This is a genomic window from Vicinamibacterales bacterium (assembly GCA_036496585.1).
Taxonomy (GTDB): Bacteria; Acidobacteriota; Vicinamibacteria; order Vicinamibacterales; family 2-12-FULL-66-21; genus JAICSD01.
The window spans coordinates 1-18,160 of the sequence record DASXLB010000051.1 but is presented as its reverse complement, the minus strand read 5'-3'; the positions used below and the strand labels follow the sequence as shown (position 1 = coordinate 18,160).

General features: G+C 67.6%; 18 protein-coding genes. 10 read left to right on the top strand and 8 right to left on the bottom strand.

Going from position 1 to position 18,160, the window contains the following annotated elements; genetic code table 11:
- The first annotated feature begins 9 nt into the window (after positions 1-9).
- From prfA to VGI12_16550, 4 genes are read left to right on the top strand one after another with little or no spacing between them, the layout of a single operon-like run.
- Entirely contained in the window at positions 10-1,080 is a 1,071-nt protein-coding gene (gene prfA, locus VGI12_16565; protein HEY2434292.1) for a peptide chain release factor 1, read from the top strand.
- A complete protein-coding gene (gene prmC, locus VGI12_16560; protein HEY2434291.1) occupies positions 1,081-1,983 on the top strand; it encodes a peptide chain release factor N(5)-glutamine methyltransferase in 903 nt (300 codons plus the stop codon).
- On the top strand, positions 1,980-2,327 hold the full coding sequence (locus tag VGI12_16555; GenBank protein HEY2434290.1) for a histidine triad nucleotide-binding protein: 348 nt from the start codon (positions 1,980-1,982) through the stop codon (positions 2,325-2,327). The genes prmC and VGI12_16555 overlap by 4 nt, the downstream gene beginning before the upstream one ends.
- 1 nt (position 2,328) lies before the next feature.
- Positions 2,329-3,168: a hypothetical protein gene (locus VGI12_16550; protein HEY2434289.1), complete on the top strand. Its 840-nt coding sequence runs from the start codon at positions 2,329-2,331 to the stop codon at positions 3,166-3,168.
- 14 nt (positions 3,169-3,182) lie between these two features.
- On the opposite strand, the gene VGI12_16545 is transcribed toward VGI12_16550, so the two are convergent.
- From VGI12_16545 to VGI12_16535, 3 genes are read right to left on the bottom strand one after another with little or no spacing between them, the layout of a single operon-like run.
- On the bottom strand, positions 3,183-3,863 hold the full coding sequence (locus tag VGI12_16545) for an HAD family hydrolase (GenBank protein ID HEY2434288.1): 681 nt from the start codon (positions 3,861-3,863) through the stop codon (positions 3,183-3,185).
- Between the two features lie 22 nt (positions 3,864-3,885).
- A complete protein-coding gene (locus VGI12_16540; protein HEY2434287.1) occupies positions 3,886-5,163 on the bottom strand; it encodes a pitrilysin family protein in 1,278 nt (425 codons plus the stop codon).
- Entirely contained in the window at positions 5,160-6,440 is a 1,281-nt protein-coding gene (locus VGI12_16535) for a pitrilysin family protein (protein ID HEY2434286.1), read from the bottom strand. Before VGI12_16535 ends, VGI12_16540 begins: the two co-directional genes overlap by 4 nt.
- Before the next feature lie 84 nt (positions 6,441-6,524).
- On the opposite strand from VGI12_16535, the gene ileS reads away from it, so the two are divergent.
- The 4 genes from ileS to VGI12_16515 are packed head-to-tail and all read left to right on the top strand — an operon-like array spanning position 6,525 to position 11,413.
- Positions 6,525-9,353 (top strand): isoleucine--tRNA ligase, encoded by a 2,829-nt coding sequence (gene ileS, locus VGI12_16530; protein ID HEY2434285.1) that lies wholly within the window; start codon positions 6,525-6,527, stop codon positions 9,351-9,353.
- Positions 9,350-9,898: a signal peptidase II gene (lspA, locus tag VGI12_16525; GenBank protein ID HEY2434284.1), complete on the top strand. Its 549-nt coding sequence runs from the start codon at positions 9,350-9,352 to the stop codon at positions 9,896-9,898. Before ileS ends, lspA begins: the two co-directional genes overlap by 4 nt.
- Entirely contained in the window at positions 9,898-10,857 is a 960-nt protein-coding gene (locus tag VGI12_16520) for an RluA family pseudouridine synthase (protein ID HEY2434283.1), read from the top strand. The genes lspA and VGI12_16520 overlap by 1 nt, the downstream gene beginning before the upstream one ends.
- Before the next feature lie 34 nt (positions 10,858-10,891).
- Entirely contained in the window at positions 10,892-11,413 is a 522-nt protein-coding gene (locus VGI12_16515; GenBank protein ID HEY2434282.1) for an NUDIX hydrolase, read from the top strand.
- A gap of 10 nt (positions 11,414-11,423) precedes the next feature.
- Here the strand turns inward: VGI12_16515 and VGI12_16510 are convergent, their stop codons facing one another.
- The 4 genes from VGI12_16510 to VGI12_16495 form a co-directional block, all read right to left on the bottom strand.
- Positions 11,424-12,308, bottom strand: a complete 885-nt coding sequence (locus VGI12_16510) for a histone deacetylase (GenBank protein ID HEY2434281.1) — start codon at positions 12,306-12,308, stop codon at positions 11,424-11,426.
- On the bottom strand, positions 12,305-14,740 hold the full coding sequence (gene lon / locus VGI12_16505; protein ID HEY2434280.1) for an endopeptidase La: 2,436 nt from the start codon (positions 14,738-14,740) through the stop codon (positions 12,305-12,307). Before lon ends, VGI12_16510 begins: the two co-directional genes overlap by 4 nt.
- A gap of 100 nt (positions 14,741-14,840) precedes the next feature.
- Entirely contained in the window at positions 14,841-15,308 is a 468-nt protein-coding gene (locus VGI12_16500) for a TraR/DksA family transcriptional regulator (protein HEY2434279.1), read from the bottom strand.
- 209 nt (positions 15,309-15,517) lie between these two features.
- The gene (locus tag VGI12_16495; protein HEY2434278.1) at positions 15,518-16,111 is read right to left on the bottom strand and encodes a hypothetical protein; all 594 of its coding nucleotides are present in this window, start codon (positions 16,109-16,111) and stop codon (positions 15,518-15,520) included.
- Between the two features lie 160 nt (positions 16,112-16,271).
- On the opposite strand from VGI12_16495, the gene rpmB reads away from it, so the two are divergent.
- The gene (gene rpmB, locus VGI12_16490) at positions 16,272-16,463 is read left to right on the top strand and encodes a 50S ribosomal protein L28 (protein HEY2434277.1); all 192 of its coding nucleotides are present in this window, start codon (positions 16,272-16,274) and stop codon (positions 16,461-16,463) included.
- A gap of 36 nt (positions 16,464-16,499) precedes the next feature.
- Positions 16,500-16,877 carry a RidA family protein gene (locus VGI12_16485; protein HEY2434276.1) on the top strand — a complete coding sequence of 126 codons (378 nt, stop codon included), beginning with the start codon at positions 16,500-16,502 and terminating at the stop codon, positions 16,875-16,877.
- Positions 16,878-16,953: 76 nt separating this feature from the next.
- Here the strand turns inward: VGI12_16485 and VGI12_16480 are convergent.
- Positions 16,954-18,160, bottom strand: a 1,207-nt coding sequence (locus VGI12_16480; protein HEY2434275.1) for a TGS domain-containing protein, incomplete at its 5' end; no start/stop codon positions are given.

The window sequence follows — 18,160 nt, the reverse complement described above, 5'->3', positions numbered from 1 at the left end:
GGAATTCACGTGTTAGAGAAACTGACGTCGATCGAAGCGAAGTACGACCAGACGAGCGCGGAGCTGGCGACGCCGGCCGTGCAGGCCGACAATGCCAAGTTCCGCAGCCACTCGAAGGCGATCGCCGAGATGCAGCCGCTCGTCGATCGCTACCGCGAGTACAAGGCGATCGCGGCGGAGCTGGCCGACAACGAGGAGCTGCTCAAGGATCCCGACATGCGCGAGCTGGCGCAGGAGGAGATCGTCCGGCTCACGGCGCAGCGCGATACCGCGCTCGCCGACCTCAAGGTCCTCCTCGTGCCCAAGGATCCCAACGACGCCAAGAACGTCATCCTCGAGATTCGCGGCGGCACCGGCGGCGACGAGGCGGCACTCTTCGCCTCGGACCTGTTCCGCATGTATTCCCGGTTCGCGGAGCGCAACGGCTGGAAGGTCGAAGCGCTGTCGTTGAGCGAGAGCGGTGTCGGCGGCATCAAGGAAGTGATCGCGACCATTGCCGGCCGCGGCGTCTACAGCAAGCTGAAGTACGAGAGCGGCGTCCACCGCGTGCAGCGCGTGCCCGCCACCGAGGCGAGCGGCCGGATCCACACGTCGACCGCAACCGTCGCCGTGCTGCCGGAAGCGGAAGACGTGGACATCCAGATCAACGAAAAGGACCTGCGCGTCGACACCTTCTGCTCGAGCGGCCCCGGCGGGCAGAGCGTCAACACGACGTATTCGGCCGTCCGCATCACCCACCTTCCCACCGGCATGGTCGTCTCCCAGCAGGACGAGAAGTCGCAGATCAAGAACCGCGCGAAGGCGATGAAGGTGCTGCGCTCGCGGCTCTACGAGATGGAACTGCAGAAGCAGCAGGACGCGATCGCCAAGGATCGACGCTCGCAGGTCGGCAGCGGCGATCGCTCCGAGAAAATCCGCACCTACAACTTCAAGGACAACCGCGTCACCGATCACCGGATCGGCTTCACGATGCACCAGCTCGACGCCGCGCTCGACGGCGATCTCACCGAACTGATCGACGCGGCGACCACCCACTTCAACAGCGAAAAGCTGAAGGAAGCGACCGACTCTTCCGCGTAGATGATCGTCGAGCTGGTGAGGCGCGCGCGTGAGCGGCTGCTCGCCGGCGGGATTCCGGCCGACGAGGCGCCCGGCGACGCCGAGGTGCTCGCACGGCACGTCCTCGGGTGGGACCTGACCCAGTACGCCAGCCGCGGGCGCGATGCGGCGCCGGCAGACTTCCCCTCTCGCTACGACGCCCTCATCACCCGCCGCCTGGCGCGCGAACCCGTCTCGCAGATCGTCGGGCACCGGGAATTCTGGGGCCTCGACTTCGAGGTGACGCGTGACGTGCTGACGCCGCGCCCGGAGACCGAGCTGGTCGTCCAGGCGGCGCTGGATCTCCACCCGCCGGCCGAGCGGCCGACGGCTGCTCCGGTCATCGTCGAGGTCGGCACCGGCAGCGGATGCATCGCGGTGGCGCTGGCGAAAGAGCTGCCGCACGCCCATCTCATCGCCAGCGACGCCTCGCTGGCGGCGCTGACGGTGGCGCGCCGCAACGCCGCCCGTCATGGCGTCAGTGCGCGCATCGCGCTCCTGCACAGCTCGCAGATTCCGCGCGGATACGACGTCGAAATCGTCGTCTCGAATCCGCCCTACATTCCGCTCGGCGAACGGGCATCGCTGGCGCCGGAAGTACGTGACCACGAGCCGGAGCTGGCACTGTTTGGCGGCCAGGATGGCCTCGAGGTCTTGCGTGCATTGCTGCGAAACCTGCGGGGCGATGTCAGTGAGAACGGACGACTGATCGTCGAGGTGGGCTACGATCAGGCGGCGCGGGTCAAGGCGATCGCCAATCCGCGGTTCTGGGCGTTTGAGCGCGCCTATCGGGACCTGCAGGGCATCGAGCGCGTCCTCGTGTTCCGCGCCCTGCGTCCGCCGGATGGCGACTTCAGCGACGAAGGCGGATGGAGCGAACCATGAGCAGCGACTGCCTCTTCTGCAAGATCGTCGCGGGCACGATCCCCGCGCCAAAGGTCTACGAAGATGACGAGGTCATCGTCATCAGCGACATCAACCCGCAGGCGCCGCTGCACGCGCTGGTCATTCCGCGGCGCCACATCGCCACCTTGAACGCGCTCACCTCGGATGACGACGCGCTGGTCGGGGCGATGCACCGCGCCGCGGCCAGGGTCGCCCGCGACAAGGGATTCGCCGAGCGCGGCTTCCGCACCGTGTTTAACACGAACGCCGAAGCCGGCCAGACGGTGTTCCACATCCATCTGCACCTGCTGGCGGGCCGCGGCCTGACCTGGCCTCCCGGATAACGTGCAGATCCGCGAGCTGAAGACGCTCGACGAGTGCCGCCAGGTCGCCGCGCTCGAGCGGCAGGTCTGGGGTTACAGCGACAGCGAGGACGTCGTCCCGCCGCCGGTGCTGATCGTCTCGATCAAACGCGGCGGCATCCTGCTCGGCGGCTTCGACGCCGCGAACGCGCTGCAGGGGTTCGTCTACTCGCTACCCGGCATCAAGGACGGGCGACCGATGCAGTGGTCGCACATGCTCGGCGTGACCGCCGAGGCGCGCAACAGCGGACTGGGACGGGAATTGAAGCTCGCGCAGCGCCGGCGCACGCTGGCGATGGGCCTCGATCTCATCGAGTGGACGTTCGACCCGCTGCAGGCGCTCAATGCCCACTTCAATTTCGCCCGGCTCGGCGTGGTCGTCGAGGAATACGAAGAGAACGTCTACGGCGACTCGAGCAGCCCGCTTCACCGCGGGTCGCCAACCGATCGCTTCGTGGCCGAGTGGCGCCTGCAGGAGCCGCACGTCGAGCGGCGAATCGCGGCCCGCGGCATCGGTCTGGTTCGCGACGCCTCGGTCGCCGCGGCCCCGCTCGTCAACCGCGCCGTCCCCTCCGGCGGGCGCCTGGCGCCCGGCGAGGCCGACTTGACGTGCGGCGAACGCCGGCTGCTGGTCGAGATCCCCGGGCACTACGACGAGATGCTCGTGGACGAACCGGCACTCGCGCTCGACTGGCGGCTCGAGACCCGGCGCCTCTTCCTGCACTACCTGGCGCGCGGCTACCGGGTCGTCGACTTCTTTCTCGCGTCGGATCGATCGCGCGGCCAGTACCTGCTGGCGATCGACAACAGCCGGAAGGGGTAGCCGGAAGCCGGCCGCTACAACAGCGGCGGCAACTCGCGCAGCGAGCGGATCACCGGTACATCAGGCGGTGCGCCGGCCGACAATCCAGAACGCACGACGAGCACCCCGCTCATGCCGAGGGCAAGCGCACCCGCAATGTCGTGCGACACGCTGTCGCCGACCATCACGGCCTCGGCCGCGGCGACGCCGGCACGCCGAAGGCCTGCTTCGAAAATGCTCGGGTGCGGCTTCATGTAGCCGTGCTCGGAGGACGAGATCGCGACATCGAACAGACCATCGAGGCCGAAATGACGCTCGAAAGTGGCGAGCGATCGCTGCGTGTTGGAGATGAGCCCGATGCCGTAGCCGCTCGCCCGCAAGTCCCGCAGCACGTCCGGCACTTCCTCATAGAGCGTGAAGTGATGGCAGACGCCCCACGCCTCGTAGAGGTCGGTCGCCGCGCGAATCACGCCCGCCCCGCGGCCGCCCATCCCTTCGATGATCCGCGCCGTGTAGTCGATGAAGATGCCCGGATCGTACTCGTGGCCCTCGCTGTGGAGCGGGGCCGACGCTGCCGCCACCGCTCCATCGAAGAGCGCCGCGTCGACCGGCACGCCGTGGCGCGCGCAGGCGTCGGCGTAGCCGCCTCCCTGAAACGCGGGGCCGGGATAAATGAGCGTGAAGTCGACGTCGAAGAACACCGTGCGCGTTTTCATCCGGCCGGGCCGACCCACCGAGTCACTCGCCACGGGGTGAGGCGGGACCCGCCACGGCGACACAGGCCCGCGACGGATCGAGAACGGCGGCGGCTGCCGCGTTGACGTCGTCGAGCGTCACCCGCCGCAGCAGGTCGGGCAGACGCCGGTCGTAGTCGAGTCCCAGTTCGAAGAACTCGCTGGTCTGCAGGAAGACGGCGATCGCCGCATTGTTTTCGAGCATGCGGGGAATGGACCCGATCAGGTACTGGCGGGTCTCGAGCAGCTCGCGCTCGGTCGCGCCGTCGCGCGCCAGCGCGCCAACCTCGGCGTCGATGGCCTCGAGCGCGCGCCCGACGTTCGCCGGATCGACACCGGCGCGAATAACCAGGGGCCCAGGACCGAGACTCGGGTCGAACGAGCTGAACGCGTAGTACGCCATCCCCTGCCGCTCACGGATGTTCTCGGCCAGCCGGCCGCCAAGGCCGAACTGCCCGAGGATCGTGTTCATCATCCAATGCGCGCAGTAGGCGGGATCGAGGCGATTGACGGCGACGAAACCGTAGGCGATGTCGGACTGCGACTTCTCGGGCATCTCGACCGCCAGGCGCGCGCCGAACGAGGGGTGGGGCGTTGGGACGCCGCGCTCCCCGCCAGCAACAGCGGTCCAGTCCGCGAACACCGCGGCGACGCGATCGACCGCTTCCGACGCCCGTACGTCGCCGACGACGACGGCCGACAGCGTCGCGGGAGCGAAGCGCAAGGCGGCCTGCGCCAGCAGTTCGTCGCGCGTCAGCGCCTCGACAGCGGAGATGGTCCCCTTGGCCGGCCGGCCATAAGGATGGCCCGCAGGATAGAGCAGCGCCTGCAGCGCCTCGCTGGCCCGCACGCCGGGATTGTCCTGATCCTGGCGAATCGCGGTGATCGTTTCGACCCGCCGTTTCTCGATCTCCTCGGGCGGAAACGAGGGGTGCCGCACGATGTCGGCGAGGATGTCGACCACCGGTCCGAAGTCCTCGCTGAGGCACGTGCACGACAGCGCCGTCACGTGCCGGTTGGTGGTGACCCTGAGCGCGACGCCGCGATCGTCGAGGCCATCGGCAATGTCGCTGGCCGATCGGGAGGTCGTGCCGCGGTCGATGACGCGCCCGAGGAACCAGGCCAGTCCGGGTCTCGTGTCGGGCTCATAGAGACTGCCGGCGCGAAAGGCGAGACTAATCGTCACGGCGGGTGAAAATGCCGTTTCCTGCACGGTCGCCACCACGCCGTTGTCGAGCCGCTGCCGCAGCGGCGCCAGCCCGCGCGCGACCGTGGAACTCACGCGTGGCGCTCCAGCGGACGGAACCACCCGACGGTTCGGCGGTCCGCGGCCAGTCGCCGCGCCGCAACCCCGGCGACCTGTTCCGTGGTGACGGCGGCGAGCCGGTCGGCGACGGCGGAGAGGTAGCCGGGGCCAACGACCGTCTCGAAGTAGCCAATCTGGTGGGCAACGTTGGTCACGCTGTCGTTCTCGAACACCAGCCTGGCGCGGAGCTGGCGCTTGGCGCGCGCGACCTCCGCTTCGGTCAGGCCGCCGGTCCGCACGCGCTCGAACTCGGCATCGGCGGCGGCCTCGACGGCTGCCGGCGACACGCCGGCCGCGATCGTCAGCGACACGGAGTAGAGAAACGGCTCGCTGGTGGCGATGAGCGAACCGGCCACGGCCGAGGCGAGGCCGCGCTCGACGAGCGCGTCATACAGCCGCGCCTTGCGCTGTGGCGGCGTTCCGCGAAAACTCGTCCACAGGTTCAGCCCCTTGGCGCCGGTCAGCGCGGCGTCGAGCACCAGCATCGGAAAGAAGTCCTCGTCGGTGGCGGCCGGCGCATGCCACGCGTACTTCAGGTAGGCGGTGGTGCCTTCGCGCTCGATCAGCACGCGGCGCTCACCGACCTGCCGCGGCTCGGCGGGACGGCGCCGGCGCACCGGCGCGCCCGCCGCAATCGGCCCGAAATGCCGCTCGGCGCCCCTGAGCACCTCGTCGGTGTCGACATCGCCGACGACCACCAGCGTGGCGTTGGCCGGCGTGTAGTGGCGGCGATAGTGATCGTAGAGGTCGTCGCGGGTCATCGCGCGCAGATCGTCGATCCACCCGATGGTCGGATGCCGGTACGGGTGCGCGCGAAAGGCGGAGGCGGTCACTTCGGTGTCGAGCAGCTGATCGGGATCGTTCTCGCCCCCCTGCAGCTCGGAGATGATGACCGTCCGCTCGGATTCGCATTCGGCCGGATCGTAGAGCCCGTTGTGCATGCGCTCGGCCTCGATGAACAGCAGCGTATCGAGCGCATCCCGGCCGGCGGTCTCCAGATACGTGGTCTGGTCGATCCACGTATAGCCGTTCCAGGTCCCGCCGAAGCGTTCGACGATGCCCTTCATCTCGTCGCGCGGGATGTTGACCGTCCCCTTGAAGTTCATGTGCTCGACCCAGTGCGAGACGCCGGTGAGGCCGGGCCGCTCGTCCCCGGAGCCGACCCGGTACCAGCACCACACCGACACCAGCGGCGCGGTGTGCAGCTCCTGGGTGAGGACCGTCAGCCCGTTATCGAGGTGAGCCGTACGCACAGGCCCATTATATTGGCCGCGTTTCGTCCCCTCGCGCGGCGGCGGAGCCATCCCTGGCGAATTCTGTACAATTGAGAGATATCCATGGCCGACTGGAAAGACACGCTCAACCTGCCCCGGACGGGGTTCCCGATGAAGGCGAACCTGCCGACGGCCGAACCGGAGATGCTCGAGCGGTGGGCAGGCATCGATCTGTATGGGCAGATCCGGAAGGCCAGGCGCGGCGCCCCCCGCTTCGTGCTGCACGACGGACCGCCGTATGCCAACGGACAGATCCATCTCGGCACCGCCCTCAACAAGATCCTGAAGGACTTCGTCGTCAAGTCGCGGACCATGGCGGGATTCGACTCGCCGTACGTGCCGGGCTACGACTGCCACGGCCTGCCGATCGAGCTCAAGGTCGATCGCGAGCTGGGCTCGAAGAAGCGCGAGATGAGCATGGCCGACTTCCGCCGTGCCTGCCGCGCCTACGCCGAGCGGTTCATCGGGGTGATGACGAAGGAGTTCCAGCGCCTCGCCATCTTCGGCGACTGGGACCACCCGTACCTGACCATGAACTTCAAGTACCAGGCGGCGATCGCCCGGGCGCTGGGCCGGTTCGTGGAGAAGGGGCTGGTCTACAAAGGGAAGAAGCCGGTGCACTGGTGCATCCACTGCCGCACCGCGCTCGCGGAAGCCGAAGTGGAGTACGAGGCGCACTCGTCGCCGTCGATCTACGTGGAGTTCCCGCTCTCGCCCGACAGCAGCGGAGAAATCGCCCGCCGCATTCCGGAACTGAGCGGCCGCGACGTCTCGGTGCTGATCTGGACGACGACCCCCTGGACGATCCCGTCGAACCTGGCGATCGCGTTCCACCCCGATTTCGACTACGCCGCCTACGAGGTCGGCAACCGTGCGGTGATCGTGGCCGAGGCGCTCGCCACACGGGTGGCCGACGCCGCAGGCACGACGTTCGGCGCTCCCGTCGCGCGCTTCAAGGGGGCGCTGCTCGAGCACATCCGGTTCCAGCATCCGCTGTACCCGCGCGTGTCGCTCGGCGTGCTGGCCGACTACGTGACCCTCGACACCGGCACCGGCGCCGTGCACACCGCGCCCGGCCACGGCGCCGACGACTTCATCACCGGCGTCCGCTATGGCCTCGACATCTATGCCCCGGTCGGACCGGGCGGACACTTTCTCGACACCGTCGACATGTTCGCCGGACAGCGCGTGTTCGACGCCAATCCGCACGTCGAAGCCGCGCTGAAAGAGCGCTCGCGGCTCTGGCACCGCGCCGATTTCGAGCACCAGTACCCGCACTGCTGGCGCTGCCACAACCCGGTGATCTTTCTCGCGACGTCGCAGTGGTTCATCCGAATGGACGGCGAGCCGGCCATCGAGACGTCGAGCGGACGAAAGACGCTGCGGGCGGCGGGACTCGAGGCGGTCGATCGCGACGTGAAGTGGATTCCAGCCTGGGGCCGGGATCGGCTCTACAACATGCTCGCCAACCGGCCGGACTGGTGCATTTCGCGGCAGCGCGCCTGGGGCGTGCCGATTCCCGCGGTCGACTGCGCGGCCTGCGGCGAGGCCGTCCTCACGCCGGCGCTCGTCGATCGCGCGGCATCCGTGTTCGACGAATACGGGGCCGATGCCTGGTACGAGCGACCGATCGAGGAATTCCTCCCCGCCGGACTGGCCTGTCCGTCCTGCGGCGGCACGTCGTTCGAACGGGAGCGCGACATCCTCGACGTCTGGTTCGATTCCGGATCGAGCCACGAGGCCGTCCTCCCCTTCTACCCGGATCTGCGCTGGCCGGCCGAGATGTACCTGGAAGGCAGCGACCAGCACCGCGGCTGGTTCCAGAGTTCGCTGCTGGTCGGCCTGGGCACGCGCGGGCGGCCGCCGTTCAGCGAAGTGCTGACGCACGGGTTCCTGATTGACGTCGATGGCCGCAAGATGTCGAAGTCGGTCGGCAACGTCATCCTGCCGCAGGACGTCATCAAGGAGAGCGGCGCCGAGATCCTGCGGCTGTGGGTGGCGATGAGCGATTTCCGCGAGGAGCTGCGCGTCGGCAAGCAGATTCTCGCGCGCGTCATCGAGGCCTACCGCAAGTTCCGCAACACCCTGCGCTATCTCGCCTCGAACCTGTACGATTTCGATCCGGCGGCCGATCGCGTGCCGGCTGCGGATCTCGCAGAGGTCGATCGCTACATCCTCTCGAAGTACGGCGCCATGGCCGACGCCGTGGTGCGGGCCTATCGGACCTACGACTACCCGACCATCTTCCAGACGCTGAACCAGTTCCTGACCGTCGACTTGAGCGCGTTCTACGCGGATGTCTCGAAGGACCGCCTCTACACCCTCGCGGCGGGCTCGCGCGAACGCCGATCCGCGCAGACGGCGATGTCCCTGATGGCCGACGGACTGGCGCGGCTGCTGGCGCCGATCCTGCCGGTGACGGCGGACGAACTGTGGAAGCACCTGCCGCCTGCGGCGAACCGCGAACCGAGCGTCCACCTGACGCTGTTTCCGCCTGACGGCGCGGCGCTGGTGCAGGCGGAGGTCGACGAGCGATGGGATCGGCTGCGGGCCATCCGCGACGAGGTGAACCGTGCGCTGGAGGCGGCCCGGCAGGAGAAGGCCATCGGGACGTCGCTGCAGGCCCACGTCCGCCTGAGCGCGGGCGGCCAGGCGGCGGCGCTGCTGTCGCGACACGACGCAGACCTGCCGATGCTTTTCATCGTGTCGCAGATCACCCTGCAGACGAGCACCTCCGACGAGGTCAGCGTCTCGATCGTCCGCGCCGACGGGCAGAAATGCGATCGGTGCTGGCGGACGGTGACTGACGTGGCGAAGGACGGTCAGTTCACCGGCCTCTGCAGCCGCTGCGTCGAGGCGCTGACGACTGGTGACGGCAAGGTGCTCGCGTGATCCCGCCGGCCGACGATCGCGCCCCGGCCCTGGAGCTGCCGCAGCGTCCGCCGCTGATGCGCCTCGCCGAACTGTCGGCGATTGGCACCGTCGTCGTCGTGGATCAACTGAGCAAGTTCCTGGTGCGCTCGACCATCCCGCTCTACGCGAAGCGGACGATCATCCCGCGGCTGCTCGATTTCACGCACGTGCAGAACACCGGCGCCGCGTTCGGCGTACTCAATGCGGCGGACTTTCCCTACAAGTCGGCGCTGATGATCGGTATCGCGGCGCTGGCGCTCGTGGCGATTTCCCTCTACGCCCGCCAGCTCGGCTCGCACGAGAAGCTGTCGCGCTACGGCCTCGCGCTCATTCTCGGCGGCGCGTTCGGCAATCTGATCGACCGCGCCATCGCCGGACACGTCGTCGACTTCGTGGACGTCTACTGGGGCGACGCCCACTTCTGGGCGTTCAACGTCGCCGACGCGGCGATTACCGTCGGCGCCATCCTGGTGCTGATCGAGATGGTCGGGTTCGGACGGCGGCATGCACCGCAGGCAGCGTGATGACGACGATACGCGTCGAGGTGCCGCCCGATCAGGACGGCGCGCGCCTGGATGCGTTCCTGGCGTCGGCGATTCCTGATCGATCGCGCTCGCAGATCCAGAAACTCATCAAGGATGGCCGCGTCGCCGGGCCGCCCGGCACGTTCCGCGCGAGCACGCCCGTGCGGTGCGGTCAGGCGTACGAGGTCGAGGTGCCGGCGCTCACCGAGCCGAAAGCGCTGCCCGAGGACATCCCGCTGCCCATCCTGTACGAAGACGCGGATGTCGTGGTCGTGGACAAACCCGCCGGGATGGTCGTGCATCCCGCGGCCGGACATCCCGACGGCACACTGGTCAACGCGCTGCTCCACCATGTCGACGATTTGAGCGGCGTCGGAGGCGAACTGCGTCCCGGAATCGTGCATCGGCTCGATCGCGGGACCTCAGGGGTGATGATCGCGGCGAAGCACGACGCCGCCCACCAGGAGCTGGCGCGGCAGTTCCACGACCGCGAGATCGACAAGGAATACGTCGCGCTGGTGTGGGGTGTCGTGCAGCAGGGCCGCCGCATCGACGCGCCGATCGGCCGGGATCCCGGCGACCGGCAGAAGATGTCGACGCGCGCCCGACGCGCGAGGAGCGCGGTGACCCGGGTGACCAGGGCCGAGCACCTCCGCGGCGCCTCACTGCTGCAGCTCGTGATCGCCACGGGACGGACGCATCAGATCCGGGTTCACCTGAGCGTCATCGGCCATCCCGTCGTGGGGGACGCGACCTATGGCGGCGTCCATCGCCGGGTCCCGCACGACCTGCGAGCCGTCCAGCGTTTGAACCGGCCGTTCCTGCACGCGGCGCGCATCGCCTTCACCCACCCTGGCGACGGCCGGCGCATGGAATTCACGGCACCCCTGCCCGACGACCTGCGCTCCGTCCTCGACGAAATCCGGGAGCGGCAGGCTCCCGCCGAGGAACAGACGTAGCCGTGCACCCGACCTCTTCGATCCAGGAGCGAGCATGGGCGATGCAGAGACGCTGAATTCCGAACGCGTGTTCAGTGGCAAGGTCTTCGACGTCGATCGCAATCAGGTCACGATGCCGAACGGCCGCACCGTGACGCTCGACGTGGTGCGGCATCCCGCGTCGGTCGTCATCGCACCGGTGCCGGAGCCCGGCAGGATCATCCTCATCCGGCAGTTCCGGTATCCGGTGAACCGCTTCCTGTGGGAGCTGCCGGCGGGCAGCATCGATGCCGGCGAACGCCCGGAGCAAGCGGCGCGCCGCGAGTGCCACGAAGAGATCGGGCTCGTCCCCCAGACGGTGGTCCGCCTGACCGCGCTCTATCCGACGCCGGGCTACTGCGACGAAGAGATGATCTTCTTTCGCGCGTCGGCTCTGGAGAAGAGCGACGAGCCGGCGCACGCCGACGAAGACGAAGACATCGAGGTCCGTACGTTCGAGTTGCGCGACGTCCGCGACATGGTGCGCCGCGGCGAGATCGTCGACATGAAGACGATCGTCGCGCTGTCGCTGCTGTAGCGGGCCGGCTCTACGCCGCGTTCGCGGCGTCGAGCATCACCTCGATGGTGGCGACGTGGATGTCGACGGTGTCGGCGGGCTCGGCCGCGTATCCGCCCGCCAGCACGGTCACGAGCGGCGTCCGCGCGCGACGGGCAGCGGCCACGACGAGGCGGTCGCGCTGCCGCAACCCCTCCTTGGTCAGCGCGAGTCCGCCGAGTCGATCGTGCTCGTACGGATCGGCGCCGGCCAGATACACCACCAGATCCGGACGGCTCGCCATCACCTGGGGCAGCGCAGCGGCAAGGCGGCCGAGATAGGCGCGGTCGCCGCTGCCGTCGGCGAGCCCGATGTCGAGGTCGCTCCGCGGCTTGAACAGCGGGTAGTTGTGCTGCTGGTGCATCGAGAAGGTGAACACGCCGGCGTCGCGCTCGAAGATCATGGCGGTGCCGTTGCCGTGGTGCACGTCGAGATCGACAATCGCGGCGCGCCGGATCTCCGACGAACCCTGCAGTGTCCGAACGGCCACGGCCACGTCGTTGACGGGGCAGAAGCCTTCGCCGTGATTGGCGAAGGCGTGATGCAGTCCGCCGCCCAGGTGAGCCGCCAGCCCCCCGGAGAGCGCGGCGCGGGCCGCATCGAGCGTGCCGCCCGCCATCAGGCGAAACACGTCGGCCATGCCGGCGCGCCAGGGAAGCTCGAGCGTCGCGATCTCGGCCGGCGTCAGCTGTTCGTCGCGCAGCCGCTGCAGGTACTCGCCGGTGTGGGCGAGCGCCAGCTGTTCCCACGACGCCGCCGCCGGTTCGGCGAGGGCGACGCGGGAGGCGATGCGGCCGGCAACGAGACGGTATTTCGTCGTCGGCCAGATGTGGCCGGGAAGCGAGAGTTCGTAGGCCGGCGAATAGACGACCGTCACACCGGCTGCGCGTCGGGAGCGACGGGCATCGGCACACGGGTCTGCGCGGCGCTCGGCTGCAGCGCGATCGCAAGCACTTCGACGATGTCGGCCACGTAGTGGATCGTCAGCTCGCGGCGGAGCTCCTCGCCGAGGTCTTCCTTGACGTTCTTCTCGTTCTGCCGCGGCAGGATCAACTCGGTAATCCCGTGGCGGCGCGCCGCCAGCACTTTCTCCTTGACCCCGCCGACCGGCAGGACCCGGCCCGACAGCGAAATCTCTCCGGTCATGGCGAGATCGCCCCGCACCCGGCGGCCGGTGAGCTGCGACGCCAGCGCGCTGACCATGGTGACACCCGCCGAGGGGCCGTCCTTCGGCACCGCGCCGGATGGGACGTGCAGGTGGATTTCCGAATCCTTGTAGAAGGCGGGATCGACGCCGTACTGCTGGGCGTGCGCGCGGAACCACGACAGCGCGGTACGGGCCGACTCCTTCATCACGTCGCCGAGGTGGCCGGTGAGGGTCAGCAGGCCGCCCCCCTGCATTCTCGACGCCTCGACGAACAGCACTTCGCCGCCGGCCGGCGTCCAGGCGAGGCCGACGGCCACGCCGGGGTCCTTGGTGCGGTCTTCGATTTCCTCGTCGAGGAAGCTCGGCGCGCCGAGCATCTGGACGACCAGGTCGGGGGTGATCGACACGTTCGCCTCGTCTCCCTCGGCGCGGCGGCGCGCGACCTTGCGGCAGAGCGCCCCGATCTCGCGTTCGAGGTTACGGACGCCGGCCTCGCGGGTATAGCCGCGGATGACGCTGGCGATCGCCTCGCGCGTGAACTCCAGTTGCTCGGGGGTGAGCCCGTGGTTCTTGACCTGCTTGCCGATGAGGTGCTCGAACGCGATGGCGAGCTTCTCTTCCTCGGTGTAGCCGGCCAACTCCAGCACTTCCATGCGGTCGCGGAGCGCCGGTGGAATCGGATCGAGCACGTTCGCGGTGGTCAGAAAAAGCACTTCCGAGAGATCGAACGGGACGTCGAGGTAATGGTCGCGGAAGGTGTTGTTCTGCTCGGGGTCGAGCACTTCGAGCAGGGCCGAGGCCGGGTCGCCGCGGAAGTCGGAGCCGAGCTTGTCGATCTCGTCGAGGATGAACACCGGGTTCTTCGACTCGGCGCGCCGGATGCCCTGGATGATCTGGCCGGGCAGCGCACCGATGTAGGTGCGGCGGTGCCCGCGGATCTCGGCCTCGTCGCGCATGCCGCCGAGCGACACCCGGACGAACTTGCGGCCGAGCGAGTTGGCGATCGAGCGCGCGAGCGACGTCTTGCCGACGCCGGGAGGCCCGAGGAAGCAGAGGATCGGCCCCTTGACGTCAGGATTGAGCTTGCGGACGGCGAGGTACTCGAGCACGCGATCCTTGACCTTGTCGAGGCCGGAGTGGTCGGCGTCGAGCACCTGCTTGGTGCGCACCAGATTGATCGCGTCGTCGGTGCGTTTGGCCCACGGCAACGCCACGAGCCAGTCGACGTAGGTCCGCGACACGGTGTATTCGGCGGCGGCGACCGGCATCTTCGACAGACGCTCGAGCTCGCGCAGCGCTTCCTTCTTCACCGGGTCCGGCATGCCGACCGCTTCGATCTTGGCGCGCAGATCCTCGATTTCCTTGGCCTGCTCGTCTCCCTCGCCGAGCTCCTTCTGGATCGCCTTCATCTGCTCGCGCAGGAAGTACTCGCGCTGGTTCTTACCGACCTCCGACTGCACCTGCGACTGGATCTTGGAGCCGAGCTCGAGCACTTCGAGCTCCTTGATGAGGATCCGGTTGAGCGCATCCATCCGGGCGCGCACGTCGAGGGTGGAGAGGATCTCCTGCTTGATCGGCGTGCCGATGGTGGCCAGGCTCGACGCGATGAAATCAGCCAGCTTGCCGGGATCGGTGATGTTCGCCGCCAGGGTCTGGAGGTCGTCGGAGAGCAGAGGGGAGAGCGACACCACCTGCTGGAAGTTGCTCTTGATATTGCGCTGCAGCGCGTCGATTTCGAGATGGTCCTCGTCCCGCAGGATGTCGGGGGCGAGGGTGACCTCGGCGCGCAGATACGGGCGCGACTGGCCGACACGGCCCAGTTGCACGCGCGCCAGCCCCTGGACAATCAGCCGGAGGCTGCCGTCGGGCAGCTTGAACATCTTGTGGATGTGGGTGACGGTCCCGACCGGATAGAGGTCGTCCTGCAGCGGTTCTTCGAGCGCCGCCTCGCGCTGCGTGAACACGCCGATCAGCTGGCCGGCGGTGTTGGCCTCCTCGACGAGGCGCACCGAGGCCTCGCGCGCCACCGCGAGCGGCATGAACGAATTGGGGAAGAGAACCGTGTCGCGAAGCGGCAGAACCGGCAGATCGGGGGGAATCTGGGGCGGGCGGTCGAGCTCGGAACTTTCCTCGGCTGGCCGCCCCTGATCGGTCTCACTCATATCGAATGATCGGGTGATCAAATAATCGGAAATCGGGTGATCGCAACGTCAGCTTACCCGAGTACGCGATCACCCGATCGCCCAATCACCCGATTGGGGTTCAACCCTGCATGTCGATGAACAGCGAGGCGGCGCCCCGGCGCTGCGCCATCAGGCGATCGCGCTGCTGCTTGACTTCGCGGGCTTCCTCGCAGTCCTTGCAGCGGACCGCGAACGGGAGCGCCCGCAGCCGCTTCTCGCTGACTTCGTCGCCGCACTCGAAACAGTAGCCGTAGGTGGCCTCTTCGAGACGCCGGAGCGCCTCGTCGATCTTGTGCAGCGTCTCGGCCTTCATCTGAATCAGTGCGAATTCGATTTCGTCCTGAATATCCAGCTCAGAGCTCTCGGCTGCGTCGAGCACGCCCTGGACGGCGCCGTTGGCACCCTCCGCGCGGACGTCTCGCATCCGGCCCTGCACCTCGCTCATGATTTCCCGGCGGCGCTCTTCGAGGATCCCCTTCAGTTCGCTATACCGAACAGGGTCCATCGCCTGTCGCCCCTGTGCCTTTGCCGCGTTATGACCGCTCATATGACCGACTCCTTTCCGTCCCGGCTCGACTCCCCGCTTCCTCAAGTCGCGAGCCCCTATGCAATGAATACGCCATCTATGAAGCCCTGCAGTCTACCGTATTTTGTTGAGCTGTTGCAACTGGGCTCCGGCGTTTGTTGGGGGTTTAGACGCGCGACAGGGCAATTTCGGTTCTTGCTCGCGTCCGAATTCGTGGACGCGACCGTTCGCTACTGGAGAAAGCGCCGGCCGATCGAGGCATTCGGGTAAATGCCCCGGCTGGCGAGCTGCCGGGCCGCCAAGCTGCTCCCGGTCCGGAGCCAACGCTCGTATATCCGGAGGACATCACGGCCGCGGGACTGCCCGGTTTGCTCGCTGACGTCGGTCAGCACGTCCATGAAGGGGACGAATCGGCGTCCGAGCTCCGCGTAGACCTCGCCCAGGGCGTCTTCTTCGCGCCTGGCGAGCGAGGCATAGGCATACTCCCCCATGCTGACGTAGTAGTCGACGTCGACGAACCGGCGGTGCAGGCTGTCGGAGTAGAAACCGGAGACGAACAGGGAAAAATCTGCCAGGTTGCGCAGCCGCGCGCGCCGCTCCAGACCGTCGACTTCGAGCGCCCGCGCCAGCCTCAGGGCGAGCGGCTGTCCGTGATCGTCGTTGAAGGGGATGCGAGTCTCCGGACTGACGAACCGGCAGAGCAGCTCCACCAGGTAGTACGACGTGAGGCCTCCGGCCGCCAGGTGCTGGCGCGCCAGGGCACCTTCGATGTGGTCCCTGAAGAACTCCGCCGGGCTCTGCTCTCTCAGGAGCGGTCGGTCCATCACGCCTTCCTCCCCTCACTGCAGCAAAGCAGGTACCTTCGAGAAACCAGCGTTTCTGCTCGGTTTTCCGGGTTGTCGCCAGACGATTGGCGGCGACGCCTGACACTTTTCGACGACGGATGGTATAATGGCGGTTTGCGACGGAGTGGAAGAAGACACCATGGCGAAGCGCTGCGAAGTCTGTAACAAGGGGCCGGTCGTCGGCCGCAAGATCAGTCACGCCCACAACGTGTCCGCGCGCCGGTTCGAGCCGAACCTGCAGCGGGTGCGGGCGATGATCAACGGTGGCGTCCGCCGGCTGCGCGTCTGCACCCGTTGCCTGCGGTCGGGCAAGGTCGTCAAGGCGGCGTAGATTTCGAATGGCGAGGACTGCTCGTCGGTGTCGCTGATGCGCGAAGCCATCTCCACACCTGACGCACCTGCCGCCATCGGGCCGTATTCGCAGGCCATCAGGGCCGGGAATCTGCTCTTCCTATCAGGCCAGATCCCGCTCGATCCGAAGACGGGCCAGCTCGTCGACGGCGGGATCGAGGCACAGACCCGTCAGGTGTTCCGCAACATCGAGGCGATTCTCAAGGCAGCCGGAGCCTCCTTCGACCACGTCGTCTCGGCGTCGGTGTTCCTCGCCGACATGAACCAGTTCGGCACCGTCAACGAAATCTACGCCACGCACTTCTCGTCGCCTGCCCCCGCCAGAGCGACCGTGCAGGTCGCCCGCCTCCCGAAAGACAGCCTGGTCGAGATCCAGGTCACCGCGGCCCTCTGAGTCGCGCCGCCAACTCCTCGAACTCGATCGCCGTTCGTTTTTCGTTCGTAATCTGAGTTGTAGGTCTCGAAGCGTCCTACCGCGACGCGCGTTCCACGTCCACCACACCGTCGACGCTGCGCAGCGACTTCATCACCCGCTGCAGGTGCTTGACGTCGCTGATCTCGACCGTCATGTCGATCCGTCCCCGTTGATCGGCGTCGGAGGTCGCCTCGACGTTGCGGATATTGGTGTTGATGCCGGCGATCTTCGACGTCACGTCGGCAAGGATCCCCTTGCGGTCCTCGACGTGCAGGCTGAGGCGTACCGTGTACGGCGCGACGTCGGTCCCCTTGTCCCACTCGACGTCGATCTTTCGATCCGGGTCGTACAGCAGGTTCGTCACGTTGGGGCACGCCGCCGAGTGCACCGAAACGCCCTTGCCGCGCGTGATGTAGCCGACGATCTTCTCGCCGCGGATCGGGTTGCAGCAGCGGGCGCGGAACACCATGAGATCGTCGAAGCCGCGGACCTTGATCTTGTCTTCCGCCGGCCCGAGCACGCGGCGGACGACGTTGGCCACCTGCGCGATCGGCCCCGACGACTCGGGGGCCTCCTTCAGCTGTTCCTGCGGCACGAGCTTCGCCAGCACGCTCTTGATCGCCAGCTTGCCGTAACCGAGTGCGACGAACAGCTCCTCCGCCTTGGAGAAGCCGTACTCGCTCAGCGCCGGCGCGAGGGTGTCGCCGTCGAGCAGGCCCTTGGGGCTCAGCCCGTAGCGCCGTGCTTCCTTCTCGAACACCTTCTTCCCGAGATCGAGGCTGCGCGACTTCTCCTCGGCATGGATGTAGTGCTTGATCTTGTTGCGGGCGCGGGACGTCGTCACGAAATTGAGCCAGTCGCGGCTCGGGTTGTGTCCGGGCGCCGTGATCACCTGCACGATGTCGCCGTTACGCAGCCGGGTGCGCAGCGGCACCATCTTGCCGTTGACCCGCGAGCCGACGCACTGGTGGCCGACATCGGTGTGAATCGCGTAGGCGAAGTCGACCGGCGTCGCGTCGCGCGGCAGGGCCTTCACTTCGCCGGCCGGCGTGAAGATGTAGACCTCCTCGGGGTACAGCTCGATCTTGAGGTTCTGCAGGAACTCCTGCGGGTCGCGGACCTCCTGCTGGAACTCGAGGAGCTGCCGCAGCCACACGAAGTACTGCTCGTCGCGGCCGGCCCCCTGCCGTCCTTCCTTGTACTTCCAGTGCGCGGCGATCCCTTCCTCGGCGACGCGGTGCATCTCGGCGGTGCGGATCTGG

What these genes read in the sequence shown, in the direction of transcription:
- prmC (HEY2434291.1), top strand. Translation starts at nt 1,081, where the DNA reads ATGATCGTCGAGCTGGTGAGGCGCGCGCGTGAGCGGCTGCTCGCCGGC.
- lon (HEY2434280.1), bottom strand. Translation starts at nt 14,740, where the DNA reads ATGAGTGAGACCGATCAGGGGCGGCCAGCCGAGGAAAGTTCCGAGCTC.
- VGI12_16515 (HEY2434282.1), top strand. Translation starts at nt 10,892, where the DNA reads ATGGGCGATGCAGAGACGCTGAATTCCGAACGCGTGTTCAGTGGCAAG.
- VGI12_16495 (HEY2434278.1), bottom strand. Translation starts at nt 16,111, where the DNA reads ATGGACCGACCGCTCCTGAGAGAGCAGAGCCCGGCGGAGTTCTTCAGG.
- VGI12_16555 (HEY2434290.1), top strand. Translation starts at nt 1,980, where the DNA reads ATGAGCAGCGACTGCCTCTTCTGCAAGATCGTCGCGGGCACGATCCCC.
- VGI12_16500 (HEY2434279.1), bottom strand. Translation starts at nt 15,308, where the DNA reads ATGAGCGGTCATAACGCGGCAAAGGCACAGGGGCGACAGGCGATGGAC.
- VGI12_16520 (HEY2434283.1), top strand. Translation starts at nt 9,898, where the DNA reads ATGACGACGATACGCGTCGAGGTGCCGCCCGATCAGGACGGCGCGCGC.
- VGI12_16545 (HEY2434288.1), bottom strand. Translation starts at nt 3,863, where the DNA reads ATGAAAACGCGCACGGTGTTCTTCGACGTCGACTTCACGCTCATTTAT.
- VGI12_16485 (HEY2434276.1), top strand. Translation starts at nt 16,500, where the DNA reads ATGCGCGAAGCCATCTCCACACCTGACGCACCTGCCGCCATCGGGCCG.
- rpmB (HEY2434277.1), top strand. Translation starts at nt 16,272, where the DNA reads ATGGCGAAGCGCTGCGAAGTCTGTAACAAGGGGCCGGTCGTCGGCCGC.
- ileS (HEY2434285.1), top strand. Translation starts at nt 6,525, where the DNA reads ATGGCCGACTGGAAAGACACGCTCAACCTGCCCCGGACGGGGTTCCCG.